At 69.3% G+C, this 16441-nt stretch carries 17 protein-coding genes; 9 read left to right on the plus strand and 8 right to left on the minus strand.

The features are described 5' to 3' along the window. Positions 1–111: 111 nt before the first annotated feature. Positions 112–780 (minus strand): TetR/AcrR family transcriptional regulator, encoded by a 669-nt coding sequence (locus tag OHB49_RS03845; protein WP_329157904.1) that lies wholly within the window; start codon positions 778–780, stop codon positions 112–114. Positions 781–892: 112 nt separating this feature from the next. Here OHB49_RS03845 and OHB49_RS03850 point away from each other — a divergent pair, with 112 nt between their 5' ends. After that, positions 893–1162: a hypothetical protein gene (locus OHB49_RS03850; RefSeq protein ID WP_329157905.1), complete on the plus strand. Its 270-nt coding sequence runs from the start codon at positions 893–895 to the stop codon at positions 1160–1162. 182 nt (positions 1163–1344) lie between these two features. Beyond that, entirely contained in the window at positions 1345–1554 is a 210-nt protein-coding gene (locus OHB49_RS03855) for a hypothetical protein (protein ID WP_329157907.1), read from the plus strand. 10 nt (positions 1555–1564) lie between these two features. Here OHB49_RS03855 and OHB49_RS03860 read toward each other — a convergent pair whose 3' ends face one another. Beyond that, the gene (locus OHB49_RS03860; protein WP_329157908.1) at positions 1565–3058 is read right to left on the minus strand and encodes an SRPBCC family protein; all 1494 of its coding nucleotides are present in this window, start codon (positions 3056–3058) and stop codon (positions 1565–1567) included. Between the two features lie 30 nt (positions 3059–3088). Then, positions 3089–3436, minus strand: coding sequence for a hypothetical protein (locus OHB49_RS03865; RefSeq protein WP_329157910.1), 348 nt, complete (start codon positions 3434–3436; stop codon positions 3089–3091). Between the two features lie 42 nt (positions 3437–3478). On the opposite strand from OHB49_RS03865, the gene OHB49_RS03870 reads away from it, so the two are divergent. From OHB49_RS03870 to OHB49_RS03880, 3 genes are all read left to right on the plus strand, one after another. Continuing rightward, positions 3479–4042, plus strand: coding sequence for a TetR/AcrR family transcriptional regulator (locus tag OHB49_RS03870; protein WP_329157912.1), 564 nt, complete (start codon positions 3479–3481; stop codon positions 4040–4042). Further along, on the plus strand, positions 4039–5013 hold the full coding sequence (locus tag OHB49_RS03875) for a 2-hydroxyacid dehydrogenase (RefSeq protein WP_329157914.1): 975 nt from the start codon (positions 4039–4041) through the stop codon (positions 5011–5013). The genes OHB49_RS03870 and OHB49_RS03875 overlap by 4 nt, the downstream gene beginning before the upstream one ends. A gap of 363 nt (positions 5014–5376) precedes the next feature. Next, complete coding sequence (locus OHB49_RS03880) at positions 5377–6612, plus strand: PucR family transcriptional regulator (RefSeq protein WP_329157916.1); 1236 nt, start codon at positions 5377–5379, stop codon at positions 6610–6612. 151 nt (positions 6613–6763) lie between these two features. On the opposite strand, the gene OHB49_RS03885 is transcribed toward OHB49_RS03880, so the two are convergent. The 4 genes from OHB49_RS03885 to OHB49_RS03900 form a co-directional block, all read right to left on the minus strand. After that, positions 6764–7942, minus strand: a complete 1179-nt coding sequence (locus tag OHB49_RS03885; protein WP_329157918.1) for a lactate 2-monooxygenase — start codon at positions 7940–7942, stop codon at positions 6764–6766. Positions 7943–8253: 311 nt separating this feature from the next. Beyond that, a complete protein-coding gene (locus OHB49_RS03890; protein ID WP_329157920.1) occupies positions 8254–9084 on the minus strand; it encodes an SDR family NAD(P)-dependent oxidoreductase in 831 nt (276 codons plus the stop codon). An 86-nt stretch (positions 9085–9170) separates the two neighbouring features. Then, positions 9171–10118 (minus strand): alpha/beta hydrolase, encoded by a 948-nt coding sequence (locus tag OHB49_RS03895; protein WP_329157921.1) that lies wholly within the window; start codon positions 10116–10118, stop codon positions 9171–9173. A 292-nt stretch (positions 10119–10410) separates the two neighbouring features. Next, the gene (locus OHB49_RS03900) at positions 10411–10746 is read right to left on the minus strand and encodes a TetR/AcrR family transcriptional regulator (RefSeq protein ID WP_329157922.1); all 336 of its coding nucleotides are present in this window, start codon (positions 10744–10746) and stop codon (positions 10411–10413) included. A gap of 86 nt (positions 10747–10832) precedes the next feature. Between OHB49_RS03900 and OHB49_RS03905 the strand changes: the two genes are divergently transcribed. Further along, on the plus strand, positions 10833–12293 hold the full coding sequence (locus tag OHB49_RS03905) for a flavin-containing monooxygenase (protein WP_329157924.1): 1461 nt from the start codon (positions 10833–10835) through the stop codon (positions 12291–12293). A gap of 44 nt (positions 12294–12337) precedes the next feature. Next, positions 12338–13837: a long-chain-fatty-acid--CoA ligase gene (locus tag OHB49_RS03910; protein WP_329157925.1), complete on the plus strand. Its 1500-nt coding sequence runs from the start codon at positions 12338–12340 to the stop codon at positions 13835–13837. A gap of 458 nt (positions 13838–14295) precedes the next feature. Here the strand turns inward: OHB49_RS03910 and OHB49_RS03915 are convergent, their stop codons facing one another. Beyond that, positions 14296–15036: a hypothetical protein gene (locus OHB49_RS03915; RefSeq protein ID WP_329157927.1), complete on the minus strand. Its 741-nt coding sequence runs from the start codon at positions 15034–15036 to the stop codon at positions 14296–14298. Between the two features lie 206 nt (positions 15037–15242). Between OHB49_RS03915 and OHB49_RS03920 the strand changes: the two genes are divergently transcribed. Both OHB49_RS03920 and OHB49_RS03925 read left to right on the plus strand, forming a co-directional pair. Further along, a complete protein-coding gene (locus OHB49_RS03920; protein ID WP_329157928.1) occupies positions 15243–15407 on the plus strand; it encodes a hypothetical protein in 165 nt (54 codons plus the stop codon). 12 nt (positions 15408–15419) lie between these two features. Next, a complete protein-coding gene (locus OHB49_RS03925) occupies positions 15420–16316 on the plus strand; it encodes an alpha/beta hydrolase (protein WP_329157930.1) in 897 nt (298 codons plus the stop codon). Positions 16317–16441 lie beyond the last annotated feature (125 nt).

Below are 16441 nucleotides of genomic sequence, written 5' to 3' on the forward strand. Positions count from 1 at the left end.
TGCGCGCGCATCGCCGACATGGAGTGGGCGGGGCGTCCGTGGTCGGCGGAGTACCGGCGTCAGGTGGTGGGATGGCGCCGTGCCCGTCGTCCGTGGCCGGGCGGTTTGGGTTTACGGCCGCAGCGCGGCTTCCAGGTAGGCGGTAAGCGCGATCCGGCCGTGGCGGATCACGTCAGGGTCGGGATCGCGGCGCTCCCGGAAGGCCACGTCCAGGATTCGGTCGCCCAGCTCGACCGCCATCACGAAGACCAGCAGATCGGTCTCCGGGGCGAGCAGGTCAGCCGCTACGGCCAAGCCGTGCAGCCGCTCGGCGGTCCGTCGCTGGTTGCGCAGCACCGCCGCCCGCACCGTCGGCGAGACGCGCCCGTCCAGCCACAGCCGGGCGGCGTTGTGGTTGGCCTTGAAGTAGGCGGCGAACGAGTCGAGTTCGCGTCCGACGAGCTCTGCGAGTGACGAGGCCGTCCAGCCCTCCTCGTCCTCGGCGAGGAAGGCACTGAGTCGCTCGAGGTGCTGTTCCATCAGCGCGTCGAGGATCTGATCACGGTCGGCGAAGAAGCGGTAGAGCGAGGGCGCGGAGATGCCTGCGCGCTCGGAAATGGCGCGGGTTGTGACGGCCTCGACGCCACCCTCTTCCAGGAGAACGGCCGCGGCGTCGAGGATCCGCTCCACGGTCTCGCGACTGCGGGCCTGGACCGGCTTCCGGCGGCGACCGGGCTTGGCCGGTCCCGTCCCGGAGCTGAGCGAATCCACGGGTTCTGGGCTCTTGACCTCTGCTGCCATGAATCGTAGTGTAACGCGATTCACGTTAGCTTTCCACAAAGCCTATACGACCGCTCAGCCCGACGCCGCAGCACGCTCCACGTCGCCGGAACGCGAGCAGGGGAGGTCGGCAGTGTCTGGGCAGAGAACACTACTGTCTGGCGCGCTCGATACCCCGGTGCGGATTGCCGATCACGTCGCCGCACTGAGGAGAACGCCCGACGGCGTACCCGGCCCGATGTTCGCGCTTGGGTATGCCAAAGGCTTACGTACGTCGAAGGCCGATCTGGTCTTCGGTGCGCTGAGCCCGTCCGATCGGCACGTTCGACAGCACTCGCGGCATCTCGTCGCCTCGCAGGTGCCGCAGACATTGACCGCGCCGCAGTTCCATTCATCGAGCTGAACCGCGTCTGCTTCGCGCTCGCGGAGGCTGTGGCTTTCACGGCCGCACCCGGGCTTCAGCCGAGCGGATCGCGCGACTGAAGCGCATAGCCCTTTCCGTGCGACACCCAGTCCCCTCGGGAATAAGCCCGGACCAACGGCCGAGCAAGCGCTTATTCAATTCAACAGAGAAGGTGGACCGTCATGACACAGACCCCTGCACGCTCCTCGGCTCCCCCGCCGCCCCCTGCCGTCGATGCCCGGCGCGGACTGTTGGGCCGGCAACTGGACCGCTATCTTGGCCAGCAACGATCGCAGGACGTGCACGATGCCGTCGTCGCCGCCGACCGCAAGCCCGTATGGCGTAGGGGCGGCCGACCGCGACGACCCCGCCGCCGTACCCGGTCGGAGTAGGCCGCTGCGGTCATCGTGTCGGCGCTGACGGGCCGTCCCCTGGCGAAGTCATGTGCCCCGCATGCGTTGCGTGACCGACTTCGACGTGCGGCTTCAGACCGGAGCGCAGCACGCGTCCGAGCGCAACGGACAGTCCGATGCGCAGCAGGTGTCCGCTGCCAACTACCCTTGCCCTGAAGCGGATCGTCCAGGTGAGCTCCGTCTCGTCTCCATCCGCGCGAAGCGAGATCTCGCCCTGGTGGCAGACGAACGGCGACCCATTGATCTCACGGTAGCGATATGTGGTCGGTGGCTCGAAGGTCACGACCTGTTCTGTCGCTGTTGTCCCGGGCAGCTTCAGCAGCCGTTGCGATCCGCGGCCGTCTAGCCCGGGCGTGCCGTCGACGACACGTCTCGCCGAGCCGATGCCGAGCCAACTGGCCATGTTGTCGTGGTCGGTGATGACGTCCCAGGTGGCCTGGACGGGTGCGGCGATACGCACCGCCTGCTCGATGGCGTGGGTGTCGGCCTTCGGTCGCCGGTCGGCCGGCTTCGCGGTGAATCCCCAGTGCTTGTCGGACTTCGCCGACATCCACAGCAGCTCGACGGAGAACTGCTGAGGATCATTGACGTAGACGACGCCGGCGCCGGGCAGGTGACGCGGCTTGCTGTTCGGCACCGCTCCGGCACGGCATGCCCGTTGGTAAAGGTCGTCGTGGTCGCGTCGCGAGCGCGCGCCGAAGGCGATGTTGAGTATGCCTTGATCGGAGATCCGGTGATCCGCGGGGCGGTCCCGCCCGACCGGATCGAGGTACTGGACGACCTCCACCAGGACGTCCCCGGCGAGGTACACGGCGCTCTGGGTCTGCGCCCCTGGCAGACCCCACAACGACTCGTGCTCGGGTGCGCGCAGCGCGGCGGCCGAGCGGGCGAGGCCAAGTCCGTCGAAGAACGCGGCCGAGCGGGCGAGATCCGGCACCGACAGGGTGACCGACCGCAGCGCGACCGGACATGTCGCCCGGTCAGCATCCCCTGCGGTGCCGCCCAGCGGGTCGTCCTCCGTGATCTCGACGAAGACGCCGTCGGGGTTGCGCACGCAGGCTCGTCGCGCACCGGGTGGGCCGACCGGGGTGGTGAGCGGCGGTGAGGCGAGCTGCGCCAGCCGAATCAGGGTCTCGTCGAAGTCGGCGACCCAGACACCGATGCGCGAGTACCCGATGTCATTCGGCGTCCGGTCGGGCGGCATCAGCCGTGCCAACGGGCGCTCGAACTGGAACATCTCAAGCTGAAACCACTCGTTGCGGCCGACCAGCCACCAGCAGGTCGAGGCGACGCGCGGAAGGCCCTGCACCGCCGACGCCAGCGGGCCGCGCATCGCCGCTCGTGCCCCACCTGCCGGCCAGAAGCCGAGCCCTTCGCGGAACCACCGCTCGGTGCGCGCGAGGTCGATGACGGAGAAGGCCACCTGGCACAGCGATGGGTGTTCGGAGATAGGACGGTCCGAGGTCGGAAGTGTGGTCGACATGCTGCTCTCCCTGCTGAGGTCGCGAAGTGTCTAGCGGGGTTGCGACGTTGATGTGGACGCGGCCCTGGTGGCGCCGTGCGGTGCGCGACTCGCCGGCCCAACGCCGGCGACGGGGCCGGCGGCGCGCAGCTCATACGGTTCGGGGTCGAAGCGACGGATCGCTCGTCGGTGCGCGAGAGTCGCCGTGGGCCAGTCGGTCGACGCCACGCCGTCGGCACCCTGGTTCCAACTCGTACAGCCGCCGGTCGACCAGACCGTCCGCATCATCTGGACGATGTACCGCTGGCTGTACGCGAGCTGCTCGTCGGCACGCACCTCGACGCTGGTGATGCAGCGTGAGGAGGCGCGCGGCTCGAACCGGCCAGGCACGTCTGACATCCCCCTTGAAAAGCGAACGCGAGTTGCGTTAGGTTTTCAGCCATGTCGGCACCCGTCAAGAGCAGTCAGGTCGCCGGTTCGCCCCGACCAGGCGTGGACGAGGCCGGGTCCGATCGGCCGCGCCGACGGGAGCCGGTGCAGACCCGCAGCTGGGAGACCGTCAAGCGCATCCCGGACGCGGCGGCCGCACTCATCGACGAGTGCGGTGTCGATGCCATGACCACCCGCGTCATCGCGGATCGCGCCGGCATCACCGCAGCGTCGCTCTACCGCTTCTTCGCCGACCGTGAGCAGATCCTCGACGCGCTGGTCGGTCGCCATCTGGAACGGCTCACGGCCCACGTGGCCGCGGTTGAGGCGGACTGGGCGCCGACGTCAGTCGCCGAATTCGTCGAGCGCGAACGCGACTCCTACGCCGGCTACTACCGCGACCAACGCCGCCCGGCTGTGGCTGGACGGACGGTGTCGCCGACCGTGCGCGCCGAGGTACTGCGCTACAGCCGCAGCACGGCCGAGCGCCTGCATGGCTTGGCTGTCGCAGCCGGACTGGCAGCGCCCCAGCGCGACCTGCTAAATCATCCACCCCTTCGCAGGAGCCAGCCATGACCGACCGCAAGACCGTCCTCGTTGTCGTACCGCCACACGTCGGCGGACGCCGGGTCGGCGCCGTCTTCGCCGCCGCCTTCGCCGACCGGGCCGAGGTGACGGTGGTGGAGGCCACCGGGGAGGATCCGGTGGCGCTGTCCCGCGCCCGAGTCCTGGTCACCGCCCTTGCACCGGTCACCGGGGCGGACATCCAGGCCGCGCCGTGGCTGGAGTTCGTCCAGTGCTCCAGCCACGGCTTCGACTACGTGGACCTGGACACCGCCTGCGCTCGCGGGGTGGCGGTGTCCAACATCGGCTCCACCGGCGCCGAGCACCGGGAGGTCGCCGAGCACACCTTCGCGCTCCTGCTCGCGCTCGCCAAGCAGCTCGTCCCGGCCCATGCCGCGCTCGCCGCCGGCGACTGGGCCATGGACCGCCTGCGGCCGTCGCTGACCGGGCTCGCGGGCAAAACTCTCGGCCTGCTCGGCTTCGGGGTGGTCGCCCACGAGGTGGCCCGTCGGGCCGCCGCGTTCGACATGACGGTTCTGTACACGGCGCGCAGCGAGCACGCGGAGGCAGCCGAGCGGTACGGCGCACGCCCGGTGCCACTCGAGGAACTGCTGCGGAGCTCGGACGTTGTGTCGCTGCACGTCCCGCTCACCGAGGAGACCCGGCACCTGCTGGACGCCGACCGGCTGTCGCTGCTGAAGCCCACCGCGTTCCTGATCAACACGGCCCGGGGCGCCATCGTCGACCAGGAGGCCCTCGCGGACGCGCTGGAGGCCGGCCGGATCGCCGGGGCCGGCCTCGATGTCTTCGACTCCGAGCCCCCGGGACCCGAGCTTCGGCTGCTGCGCTCGCCCAACGTGGTGCTCACCCCGCACATCGCGGGCGCCACCCGCGACACGGTGCCCCGGATCGTCATGGCCGCGATGGAGAACATCACGGCATACCTGGACGGCAAGCCTCCGTGCGACGTGGTCTGCGGATGAAGTGGTGGAGCCGGTCAGGTCGCTTGTACCGCTTCAGAATGGCTGCACTGCGACTGTCCTGCGCGACGTTTTTTGGGCCGGTCGGGCACCGTCGGTCCTTGCGCTCGTTCGCATGCCGGTCTCGGCGCACGAGGCTGTGGTGTCGCGCCACCGGGTCTCTGCTTCGAGGCCCACCTGGCCGGGCCGCGCGCTGCTCGCTGCACTCGCCCGGTTGCTTCAGGTCCCGCTGCGCTGTGTCGGGATCGGTCTCCCTGCGCGACCTGGACTTTCGTCCGCCCTCGCTGCCTTTGTCGGCCCGCATGGGGCGGAGTTGTTCAAGCTTGTGTGCCCGGGCGCAGCGGCGTGCAACGGCACACTTCGCGCGTGAGGACGTTGCAGCCGACGGCGCGAACCTTCGAGCTTGTCGCCGTGATCGCGGATCAAGTGGCCCTGGAGTTCGACGAGACCGTCGCCGAGATGGACTCCGCGGTGATCGAGGCGCTGCCGGCGTTCGGGGCCGATGCCGCGATTGCGGCCGAACTGACCGCCAACCACCGCAGCCTCCTGCAACGATTTCTCATCTTTGCGCGGCACGCGGAGTCACCCCTCCAGCCCGGGGTCCCGCCCGCGGCACTCGACGGTGCCCGCACGATCGCGCGTCGAGGCATCGACCTCGACGCAATCTATGAGAGCTCCCGGCGTGCCCAACAGGTCGCGCTCGAACACTGGATGGCCTGCGCGTACGAGGTTGTCGGCCCCGGGCCCGATCTGATCGGCGTCACCGAACTCTCGCTCTCGCTTGTCTTCCGCTACGTCGACCAGACGATCCGTGTCATGCTCGCCGAGGCCCAGCGCGAGCGCGAGGAGATCATCGGCGGCGCGCTCGCCAGGCGCACCGAGACCGTCCGGTTGATCCTCGACGGTGCGCCCGTCGACTCTGCGGTCGCCAGTCAGCGGATCGCCTACCCGCTGAACCGGAGCCACACCGCAGTCGTCATCTGGGCCGGGTCGCCCGATGCGCCGCACGGAGCGCTGGAGTCGGCGGCGTTGATGCTCGCTCGCGCTGCGGGTGCACGAAAGCCCCTCACGCTTCCCGCAGGGACAACCACACTGTGGGCATGGATCGACACCAGCGCAGAGCCATCCACCGAGGATCTGCGCTCGGCAATGGCTCGGACGGATGACAACCTGCGCGCCGCGGTCGGTCCCACTCGTGATGGCATCGCTGGCTTTCGTGCCAGCCACGAGGCCGCTCTCACCGTGCACCGTCTGCTCCTCGGCAACCCCGACAGCGAACGCCTCGCTTTCTACCGGGAGCTCCAGGTCACCGTCCTGGCCGCGCAGGATCCACTCCTGGCAGCCGAGTTCGTCGCAACCACACTCGGGCCGCTCGCCGAGGAAGAACCTACGGCGGCACGACTGCGCGAGACGCTCCGCGTCTACCTCGAGGAGGCCGAGAACGCGCCGCGCGCAGCCACGCGCCTGTTCACCCACCGAAACACGGTCCTCAAGCGCATCAGCCGCGCGACCGAGCTGCTCGGCTACCAGCCGGGCGAGCGACGGCTCGCCGTCGAGCTGGCGCTCGAGCTCAGGCGCCGTCTCGGAGGGCCCGCGGTCTGAGCTCGCCGGGGCCGCCTGCGTACCGGCAGCTGAACGTTCAGTGAGTTCTTTTTCGAATTCGTGAAGTTGACGCCTACGCCGGAGAGCCCCGCACGCACACCCTCGCCCCGGGAGCCGTTCGGCCCCCGGGGCGAGGCTTCGACTGCGTGGGTCAGGCCCGCCTGAGCAGCGCGTCAGGACCCAGGTCGGCGATCGACCGGTAGCCGTCGATGGCCATCAGCAGGTCCGCCTCGGCCAGCAGCGATTTGAGGACGTGCACGATGCCGTCAGCGCCGCCGAGCGCGAGCCCGTAGGCGTAGGGGCGGCCGATCGCGACGGCTGTCGCGCCGAGGGCGAGGGCCTTGACGATGTGTTCCCCGCTGCGCACACCGGAGTCGAAGATGACCGGTGTGCTGCCTGCGGCCTCCGCCACGGCGGGGAGCAGGTCGATGGCGGGGATGCCGCCGTTCGCCTGGCGGCCGCCGTGATTGGAGCAGTAGATGCCGTCGATGCCGCCGTCGATCGCGCGCCGTGCGTCGTCGGGGTGGCAGATCCCCTTGAGCAGCAGCGGCAGATCGGTCAGCGACCGCAGCCATGCGAGGTCGTCCCAGCTGAGTGTGGGGTCGGCAAACTCCGACGCCCACTGGAGTGCCGCGGCCCGCACATCCTCCTCCGGGGGTTTGGCGAGCTTGGCCCGGAACACGGGATCGGAGAAGTAGTTGGCCAGGCAGTGGCCTTGCAGCTGCGGGAAGTTGCCGAGCCCCAGGTCGCGTGGCCGCCAGCCCAGCTGCCAGGTGTCGAGCGTGACGACGATGCCCTTGAATCCGGCCGCCTCGGCGCGCGACACCAACGACGCCGCGACCTCGCGGTCCTTGGGAGGGTAGAGCTGGAAGAACCCAGGGGTGTCACCGAGCTCCGCAGCGACGGTTTCGAGCGGGTCGACCGTCAGTGTCGAGGCGACCATCGGGACGCCCGACTTCGCTGCGGCACGCGCGGTCGCGAGGTCGCCGTGTCCGTCCTGCGCGCACAGGCCGATGACCCCGACCGGAGCGAGCAGCAGCGGTGTCGGCAGCGTCATCCCGAAGAGGTCGATCGAGAGGTCGCGCTGGGCGGCGCCGACGAGCATCCGTGGGATCAGGCCCCAGCGGTCGAACGCGGTGACGTTGGCGTTCTGCGTGTATTCGTTGCCGGCCCCGCCCGCGACGTAGGACATGACGTCCGGCGGGAGCGCCGCGTGCGCGCGGGCCTCGAGCTCCGCGTAGGTGAACGGGAGGTTGTCGCGCACACCCGACAGGCCGCGCATGTAGACCTCGAGCTGGAAATCGCCGAAGTTCGGCGTCGCGTTCGTCATGATCAGTCCAACAGGTGGGCCGTGCGGGCGCTGAGCCAGCGGGCGGCGGGATACGGGTAAACACGTGCCTGAAGTGGGCCTCGGGCGCGACCGGCGCGACCGCACGGTTGCGTCCCACCTCACCCGGGATGTTCACTGCGACACGCTCGAGCGGGTTGCCTCGACGCTCATACATTTTCTGTACCTGGGCGGACCGCCCGTCGGGGTCCGCGCCGGTGACGACACGTTGTTCAGATTTCTGACTTTCATGGCTGGCTCCGGTACCTGGTCGTGCACGCGGACGGTGGGACACGCGCTCAACGCCGACGCGCTCATCCCTTGTTGGCCATGGCGGACCAGCGTACGGCGATCCAACGGCCGACGGGCGGGGAGATGCGGCTCGCGTAGTACAGGGCGTGGGCCTCGAGGCCGGCGGGGGCTACGGCACGGTTGCGAGCGACGGCCCGCAGCATGGTCTTGGCGACCTTCTCGGGTCGGGCCCCGGTCCTCTGGAAGAAGTTGAGGACATTGTCTGCCCGTTCCTCGGTGTTTGCCCCGCGGACCGGGCCCGTGCGGATGATCGGCGTGTTGGTCGGCCCCGGGCAGGAGGCAGTGACGCCGATCCTGTGGGGGCGCATCTCCATGCGCAGGACCTGGGAGAGCCCGAAGACCGCGAACTTGGTGACGGAGTAGGAGGACATGGCGGGGCTGGGCATGTAGCCGGCCGCCGAGGAGACGTTGACGACGTGGCCGCCGCGACCGCGCTCGATCATCCGGGGGAGGAAGCGTTCGCAGCCGTGCACGACACCCTTGACGTTGATCGCCAGCTGCCGGTCCCAGTCCTCGGGCAGGGTGTCGAGGAGACCGCACCAGACGCCGACGCCGGCGTTGTTGATGAGCACGTCGACCGCGTCGAACCGGGCGTGCACGGCGTCGGCGAAGGCGTCCATTGCCGCAGGGTCGGCGACATCGACCGTCTGCGCGAACACCTCGCTGCCGAGGGCGCGGGCAGCTGCCACGGTCTCGTTGAGTCCGGCCTCGTCGCGGTCGCAGAGGACGAGCGTCGCGCCGCGTCGGGCGCTGAGCAGGGCGGTGGCGCGGCCGATGCCGCTGCCGGCGCCGGTGATGAGGACGACCTTGCCGTTGAGGTTCTTGAGCTTCATGGGTGACTCCAGTCGAAGGCGATGATTGATGCGGTGAGGCAGGCGCGCCCGACTTCCGCGAGGGCACGCGGGCAAGGAGTCCGGGATCAGGCTTCTTCGTGACGGGGGGCAGACGTCTCGTGGCGAGTGGGGCTCGGTGCGAGGGTGCTGCGCAGGAAGGCGAGCTGATCGGCCAGCGCGTGCGCCTGCGCCGAGCCTGAGTAGACGTCCAGATGGTCGATGGGGTACTCCACCAGCTGGGCCCGGCTGCCCGCCTTCGCGGCGGCCCGGCGCGCGGGCGCCGGCGGGACGAGTTGGTCGTGCGTCCCGGCCTGGACGAGCAGCGGGCAGGTCACCCGTGAAATGAACCTGATCGGCCGGTTGAACGCCACTTGGAGCGCTGTGCGTGCGCACACCTCGTTGCGCCAGCCCGGGCCGGCGACGGCGGCGTAGGCCTGCAGGACCCCTTTCTGGACCAAGATCGCGTTCGAGCCGGGCTCTCCGCCCACCGGAACGAGGCGAGGGGTGCGGCCGGTGACCGCCCTCAGCACATCACGAAGACCGTTGCCGGTTGCCCTGACCAGGTGCAACGGGCCGCCGTTGCGGGCCAGTTGCCGGATGACGCTGATGCCGTCCATCGCCGGCGTCATCGAGATGACTGCCGCCACCCGCTGGTCCCGGGCAGCGACCACGACGACGTGGCCGCCCGCGTAGGAATTGCCCCAGAGCGCGATCCGGGCCGGGTCGATGCCCGGCAGTTGCCGAGCTGCGGCGATGGCTGCGTGATAGTCCTGTCGTTGGCGCAGGTAGGAAACGTCCTGTCGTGGGGTTCCGGTCGAACCGCCGAACCCGCGGTAGTCGAAGAGCAGGACGTCAAGGCCTGCAGCCGCAAGGCCCTCGGCGTAAGTCCGGAGACCGCCATCGCGGGTGCCCCCGAAGCTGGGCGCCATGACGACGCACGGACGTCCGCCGGCCCCCTCGAACTCATCGCCGGCCGCTGGGAGATGCCAGGCGGAGCACTGGTCTTTGCCGCTGGGGAAGGTGATCTCGCGCATGGTTATGTTCCTGATCAGTCTGGAGTGAGGGTGGGGGCATTCGGGGGCCGCCAACAGAAGCGCGCGCTCTGTCCGGCGCTGCGTCGTGGCGGTGGGCGACCAACGTAGGGCGGTGGTGCGCCGGACGGAATCGCCGGGCGCACATGATTGGGCTTGCGAGGTGTGCCGTGGCACACCGGGAGTTCTCCGGGCTGGATCCGCGGCGCCCACGGCGCGGCCGTGCGGCCGGATCCGGGACTGCGGGCTGCTTGCGGGGACGGGCAGCCCGCCGTGCTTCGTCACCGGTGGCCGGTCATTGCCGGATCATGGCGGTCCGCCAGCGGTCCTCGATCGGGATCAGGTGCTCCTGGTTGGCCCCGGCGGCGTCCATATCGATCAGCCAGCGCGCGGCAACGGCTCTGAGCCGTTCTAGGTGCTGTTCCATCAGCGCGTCAAGAACCCGATCACGGTCGGCGAAGAAGCGGTAGAGCGAGGGCGCGCTGATGCCGACGCGCTCCGCGATGGCACGGGTGGTGAAGGCCTCGACGCCACCCTCCTCACGCCGCCGGCAGCGGCGACCGGACCCAGCCGGGTCCTGGCCGGAGGCAGGTTGTTCCGGAGGTTCTGGACTCTTGACGACTCCTGACATGGATGGGAGCGTAACGCGACTCGCGTTAGCTTTTCTAGAGGGGTGGCCATATGACAGCTCAATCGGAGCCGCAGCATCTTGGCGTCGTGGTTATCGGGGCAGGGTTCGGGGGGCTCGCCGCGGCCCACGCGCTCAAAGGCCAGGGTGAGGACTTCGCCGTGCTGGAGCGCGAGCAGGAGGTGGGCGGCGTCTGGCGGGACAACAGCTACCCCGGTTGCGCCTGCGACATCCCGTCGCACCTGTACTCGCTGTCCTTCGCGCCCAATCCTCACTGGACCCGCGCCTTCTCCAGGCAGTCCGAGATCCGCGACTACCTGCGCCGGGTCGCCAGCGAGCACGGGCTGCTGCCCTACATCCGCTTCGGCTGCAGCCTGCTCGAGGCCACCTGGGACGACGCCGCGCAGCGCTGGCGGATCGAGACCAGCGCCGGACCGCTCACCGCCGATGTGCTCATCGACGGCAGCGGCCCCATCGCCGAGCCGTCGCTTCCGAACCTCCCCGGTCTGGACGGTTTCGCCGGCGAGGTGTTCCACTCGGCCCGCTGGAACCACGACCTCGACCTGACCGGCCGCAAGGTGGTGGTCATCGGCACCGGCGCCTCGGCGATCCAGTTCGTGCCCGCGATCCAGCCGATCGTCGGGCGGATGACCGTGGTGCAACGGACGGCGCCGTGGGTCACCCCGCGGATGGACCGTGCGACGACCGGCATCGAACGGCGGCTGTACGCAGTCGCGCCGTGGCTGCAGCGTCTGATACGCCGGCGGCAGTACTGGATGCGTGAGCTGGTGACGTGGAAGATCATGGTGTCGCCGCGCGTTCGGCGGATAGCGACCAAGGCCGCGCTGTGGCACCTGCGCCGGCAGGTGGCCGACCCGGCGCTGCGCGAGCGGCTGACCCCCGACTGGGAGCTGGGCTGCAAGCGCATCCTCATCTCCAATGACTGGTATCCGGCCCTGTCGGCGCCCAATGTCGAGGTGGTCAGCGCCGGCGTCCGCGAGGTGCGGTCGCACTCGGTGGTCACCACCGACGGTCGCGAGCACCTCGCCGACGCGATCATCTTCGGCACCGGCTTCCACGTAACCGACCCGCCGCTCGCGGAGCACCTGCGCGGACGCGACGGGCGGAACCTGGCCGAGCATTGGAACGGCAGCCCGCACACCTACCTCGGCGTCACCGTGACCAACTTCCCCAACCTGTTCCGCCTCGGCGGCCCGGGCAGCGCAACCGGCCACAACTCCCATGTGTTCCAGGAGGAGTGCCAGGTGGCCTACGCGATGGACGCGCTGCGCCAGATGCGCTCACGCGGCATCACCAGCATCGAGATCCGCGCCGAGGAACAGCGCGCCTACATCGCGCAGCACCTGACGCGGCTGGCGCGCACGGTCTGGTCCGTCGGTGGCTGCAACAGCTTTTACCAGGACGCGACCGGCGTGGCCTCGGGTAACTGGCCTGACTCGACCTGGAAGTACCGCCGCGCGACCCGTCGCTTCGATCCCGCCCCCTACGAGCTGCGCACCGCCGCCGCCGTCGCACCCACCGCGAACTGAGCCCCTCACCTCTTCCATCAACATCACGATAGAGAGACCTGGTCATGAACAACCTTGCGCACAACCTGGCAGCGTCGGTGGCACGCGACGGAGACGCCCCCGCCATCCGCCTCGGCGACACGCTGCTGACCTATGCGGAGCTCGACGAAGCCAGTGCCCGCGTGGCGGGACTGCTGCGCGACCGGGGTGTGCAGCCCGGTGACCGGATCGGCTGCATGCTGCCCAACGTGCCGCAGTTCGCCGCGGTGTACTACGGCATCCTGCGCGTCGGCGCCGTCGTGGTGCCGATGAACGTGCTGCTCAAGTCCCGTGAGGTGGCTTTCTACCTGGGTGACTCGCAGGCGAAGCTGGTGCTGGCCTGGCACGGCTTCGCCGAGGACGCGGTGGCCGGCGCGGCCACCGCCGGCACCGAGTGCCTACTGGTAACGCCGGGAGAGTTCGAGACCCTGCTCGCCGCCACTACCCCCCAGGCCGGGATGGCGGAGCGCGGGGCGTCGGACACCGCCGTCATCCTCTACACGTCGGGCACCACCGGCACGCCCAAGGGCGCCGAGCTGACTCATGCCAACCTGACCAGCAACACCCAGGTGTCGATCGACCTGTTCTCGCTCACCGCTGATGATGTGGTGCTCGGCGCTCTGCCGCTGTTCCACGTCTTCGGCCAGACCTGCGGTCTCAACGCCTCGATCGCCGCCGGCGCCTGCCTGGCACTGGTGCCGCGCTTCGACGCGCACGCGGTGTTGGAGACGATCCAGCGCCAGCAGGTCAGCATCTTCCAGGGCGTGCCCACGATGTACGTCGCGCTGCTGAGCCACCCGGAGCGGGCGACGTTCGATGTGGACAGCCTGCGGCTGTGCGTCTCGGGCGGCTCCGCGCTGCCGGTGGAGGTGCTGCACGCCTTCGAGGCCGAGTTCGGCTGCATCATCGTGGAAGGCTACGGGCTGTCCGAGACCTCGCCGGTGGCCTCGTTCACCCACCCCGGCCGGGTGCGCAAGCCGGGGTCGATCGGCCAGCCGGTCGACGGGGTGGAGATGAGGCTGCTGGACGTTTCGGACGGCGTCGGCGAGATCGCCATCCGCGGCCACAACGTCATGAAGGGCTATTGGGGTCGCCCGGAGGCCACCGCTGCGGCGATCGACACCGACGGCTGGTTCCGCTCCGGTGACCTGGCTCAGGTCGACGAGGACGGCTACTACTTCATCGTCGACCGCAAGAAGGACCTGATCATCCGCGGCGGCTACAACGTCTACCCGCGCGAGATCGAGGAACTGCTGTACACCCACCCGGCGGTGCGCGAGGCAGCCGTCGTCGGCATCCCGCACCTCACCCTCGGCGAGGAGGTCTGCGCCGCCGTCGCGCTCAAGGACGGCGCCACCGCCACCCCCGGGGAACTGCGCGAGCACGTCAAGGCCCAGGCAGCGGCATACAAGTACCCGCGGCACGTATGGATCACCGCGGAGCTGCCCAAGACATCCACCGGCAAGATCCTCAGGCGCAGCGTCGAGGTGCCGGCGAACGTCACCGACCTGCACGCCGCGGACTGAACCCACCGCTGGAGGTCGCCTTCTGCCATAAGTCGCAACGGCAGAAGGTGGGCTCTAGAGGTCCGGCAGCGGTGAGACCCAGTGCGTGAGAAGCTCGATCACCGGCGAGGCGCCAAGGCTTCTCGGTGGTCGGCTGCCGATGCGGACACCTCCGGCGCCCTCGCGGCGGGTCGGCCCCCCAACGGTGTCGACCGTTGCGGGGTCCCCTCTCGCCGCATTCTGTCGAGTTTTCGTAAGTCCGGAGCTCTACTTGGGAGCCGCCTGTGCGCCTGCCTTGGACTTCGTCCGGACCTCGCTGTTCGGGTACCGCTTACTTACGGCCGTCGCGGTCGGCTTCGAGGACGAGGAGAAACCACTTTCCCGGCCTCGGTCACGACCTCGTGCGTCTCACGCTTCTTGTTCTGGCAGGAGCAAGCCATCAGTTGGCTCCCTTCGGGTTGGCGCTGGCGGTGATCTCTTCAGGGGTGAGAGCGATGGATGCGGCGAGCTGGTCGATCTCCGCCCGGCGGTCGGCTTTCCATGGCGGCGAGAAGGCCGTCGATGAACGGTCCTTCGAGGAGGGCTGCGGCCAGGTGCTCGACGTCGGTGGCCGACTGCGCGGACACACCGTCCGGATGCTGTCCCGGCGCGGTGTCCGGACGCTGTCCGGGCAGGTCAGGGGCTGTGTCCGTTGATGGTTCGGCGGGGCTGTCCGGGAGTTGTCCAGACACCGTGCCCGGGGCGGTCAGGGCGTCCGCTGCTGATGCCGCGAGGGCGAGGTTGCACCGCTCGGCGATCGTCGATGCCAGGAGCGGCGAGCTGTGCCCGGGCACCGGTACGGACAGCACGGCGCGGAGCTGCCAACGCCCATCGCCGCCCTGCTTCATGTGATAGCTGGGCTGGCAAGCCTGGAAGACCTGCCGGTCCCACTCGGACAGCCACGGGGCAGCCGCGCCGGAGAACCACAGTCCCCGCTCGTTCATCCCGACCGTGACGATGCCCTCGACAGTCCTGGTGTCGTCGAACTGGCAGCTGGACGTCTCGCACTCGGCGCCGTCGCGGTGGTGCCCGGCATTCATCGTGAATGCGCCGGCCCGCACGGTGGATCCGTCGTCGAGGTTGAAGTGCGCCCGCAGGAAGTGCGACAGGTCGAGCTTGCCGAGGGACCAAGAGGGTGTGCAGGCAGGCCGACTCGATGCCCCGGGCCTTCGCGCGTTCACTGCGGGGGCAGGGCCGGCCCCGCGCCCACTCCTCGACCAGGCCAGGCCGTGCCACGCATAACCGGGGTCTGAGGAACATCTGTGTCAGATCGTGCGCTAAGGGTTCTCCGCGTGGTTTGGTGTTTCCCCGGAGGTACGGGCCTCGCAGCGGCGGATTGTTAGCACGATCAAGGCGTCGGGGAAGCCTGAACAAGGACTGCCTGGCCATGTGGCGGGAGGTCGACTGCGGCGAGTGGAAAGCCACCGTCGCCGACATCAGCCGCGACCTGGACCTGCTCCAGGTCCCGCACACCATCGTGACGGCCTTCCGCTTTCCGCTCGCCTCCTCCTACAGCAAGGCCATGCGCAAAGGCGAGGAGGCATACGTCTGAAGGAGTACAGCTATGAGCAAGGCACAACGCGCGACGGTCGACGCGATGGTGCGGCGGGGCCAGCAGGGCTTCAAACCACTGCCCGTCGAGCAGATGCGCAGCAACTTCGCGGCGCTGATGGCGCTGTTCCTGGTCCCGAAGGTACGCACGTCCGACACCGTGCTTGGCGAGCGGCCTGCCGTCCTGGTCGAAACGGAAGGCGAGACACGTTCGGGCACCATCCTGTACTTCCACGGCGGCTCGTTCTCCCTCGGATCACCGCAGACAGCGATGGGACTGACCGCCAGCCTGGTCACCCGTACCGGGTTCCGTGCGCTGTCGCTCGATTACCGGCTCGCGCCGGAGCACCCGTTCCCCGCCGCAATCGAGGACTGCCTCGCCGCGTACCGGGTACTGCTCGACGACGGGATCAACCCGGAATCCATCGCTTTCGCCGGCGACTCGGCCGGTGGTGGCCTGACCGTGACGACCACGCTCGCCGCCAAGAAGGCCGGACTGCCCATGCCCGGCGCCATCGTCGCGTTCTCACCCAGCCTGGACCACACCCGTTCGGGCGCCAGCATGGACACCAAAGCCGGAATCGACCCCTTCTTCACGCGCGAGGGCATGGCCCACACCGGCGACTTGTACCTCGGCGGACAGGACCCGAACCAGGAACTGCTCGCGCCGGCCATCCTGGCCGACCTGACCGGCTTCCCGCCGCTGCTGCTGCAGGTCGGCACGAACGAACTGCTGCTCGACGACTCGGTGCGGCTCGCCGAACGAGCCCGGGACGCTGAGGTCGACGTCATCCTGGACGTCACGGCTGGAGTACCGCACGTGTTCCAGTCCTTCATCGGCCAACTCGACGAAGCCGACCACGCGCTCGACCGCGCCGCCCTGTTCCTCACCCAGCACCTCAGTGCCTGAAGGAGAACTCCAGACAACGAGCCGCCGCGCCGCCGGGAAGGAACCGTCGCCGGACCGGACATCACCGCCGATGCCACCGGCCTGACGCTTTTCGCGACGGTGCGGCGCGCTGACGAGCCGGGGTG

The organism is Streptomyces sp. NBC_01717, assembly GCF_036248255.1.
Classification (GTDB): domain Bacteria; phylum Actinomycetota; class Actinomycetes; order Streptomycetales; family Streptomycetaceae; genus Streptomyces.

What these genes read in the sequence shown, in the direction of transcription:
- OHB49_RS03845 (WP_329157904.1), bottom strand. Translation starts at nt 780, where the DNA reads ATGGCAGCAGAGGTCAAGAGCCCAGAACCCGTGGATTCGCTCAGCTCC.
- OHB49_RS03855 (WP_329157907.1), top strand. Translation starts at nt 1,345, where the DNA reads ATGACACAGACCCCTGCACGCTCCTCGGCTCCCCCGCCGCCCCCTGCC.
- OHB49_RS03860 (WP_329157908.1), bottom strand. Translation starts at nt 3,058, where the DNA reads ATGTCGACCACACTTCCGACCTCGGACCGTCCTATCTCCGAACACCCA.
- OHB49_RS03865 (WP_329157910.1), bottom strand. Translation starts at nt 3,436, where the DNA reads ATGTCAGACGTGCCTGGCCGGTTCGAGCCGCGCGCCTCCTCACGCTGC.
- OHB49_RS03870 (WP_329157912.1), top strand. Translation starts at nt 3,479, where the DNA reads ATGTCGGCACCCGTCAAGAGCAGTCAGGTCGCCGGTTCGCCCCGACCA.
- OHB49_RS03875 (WP_329157914.1), top strand. Translation starts at nt 4,039, where the DNA reads ATGACCGACCGCAAGACCGTCCTCGTTGTCGTACCGCCACACGTCGGC.
- OHB49_RS03885 (WP_329157918.1), bottom strand. Translation starts at nt 7,942, where the DNA reads ATGACGAACGCGACGCCGAACTTCGGCGATTTCCAGCTCGAGGTCTAC.
- OHB49_RS03890 (WP_329157920.1), bottom strand. Translation starts at nt 9,084, where the DNA reads ATGAAGCTCAAGAACCTCAACGGCAAGGTCGTCCTCATCACCGGCGCC.
- OHB49_RS03895 (WP_329157921.1), bottom strand. Translation starts at nt 10,118, where the DNA reads ATGCGCGAGATCACCTTCCCCAGCGGCAAAGACCAGTGCTCCGCCTGG.
- OHB49_RS03900 (WP_329157922.1), bottom strand. Translation starts at nt 10,746, where the DNA reads ATGTCAGGAGTCGTCAAGAGTCCAGAACCTCCGGAACAACCTGCCTCC.
- OHB49_RS03910 (WP_329157925.1), top strand. Translation starts at nt 12,338, where the DNA reads ATGAACAACCTTGCGCACAACCTGGCAGCGTCGGTGGCACGCGACGGA.
- OHB49_RS03920 (WP_329157928.1), top strand. Translation starts at nt 15,243, where the DNA reads ATGTGGCGGGAGGTCGACTGCGGCGAGTGGAAAGCCACCGTCGCCGAC.
- OHB49_RS03925 (WP_329157930.1), top strand. Translation starts at nt 15,420, where the DNA reads ATGAGCAAGGCACAACGCGCGACGGTCGACGCGATGGTGCGGCGGGGC.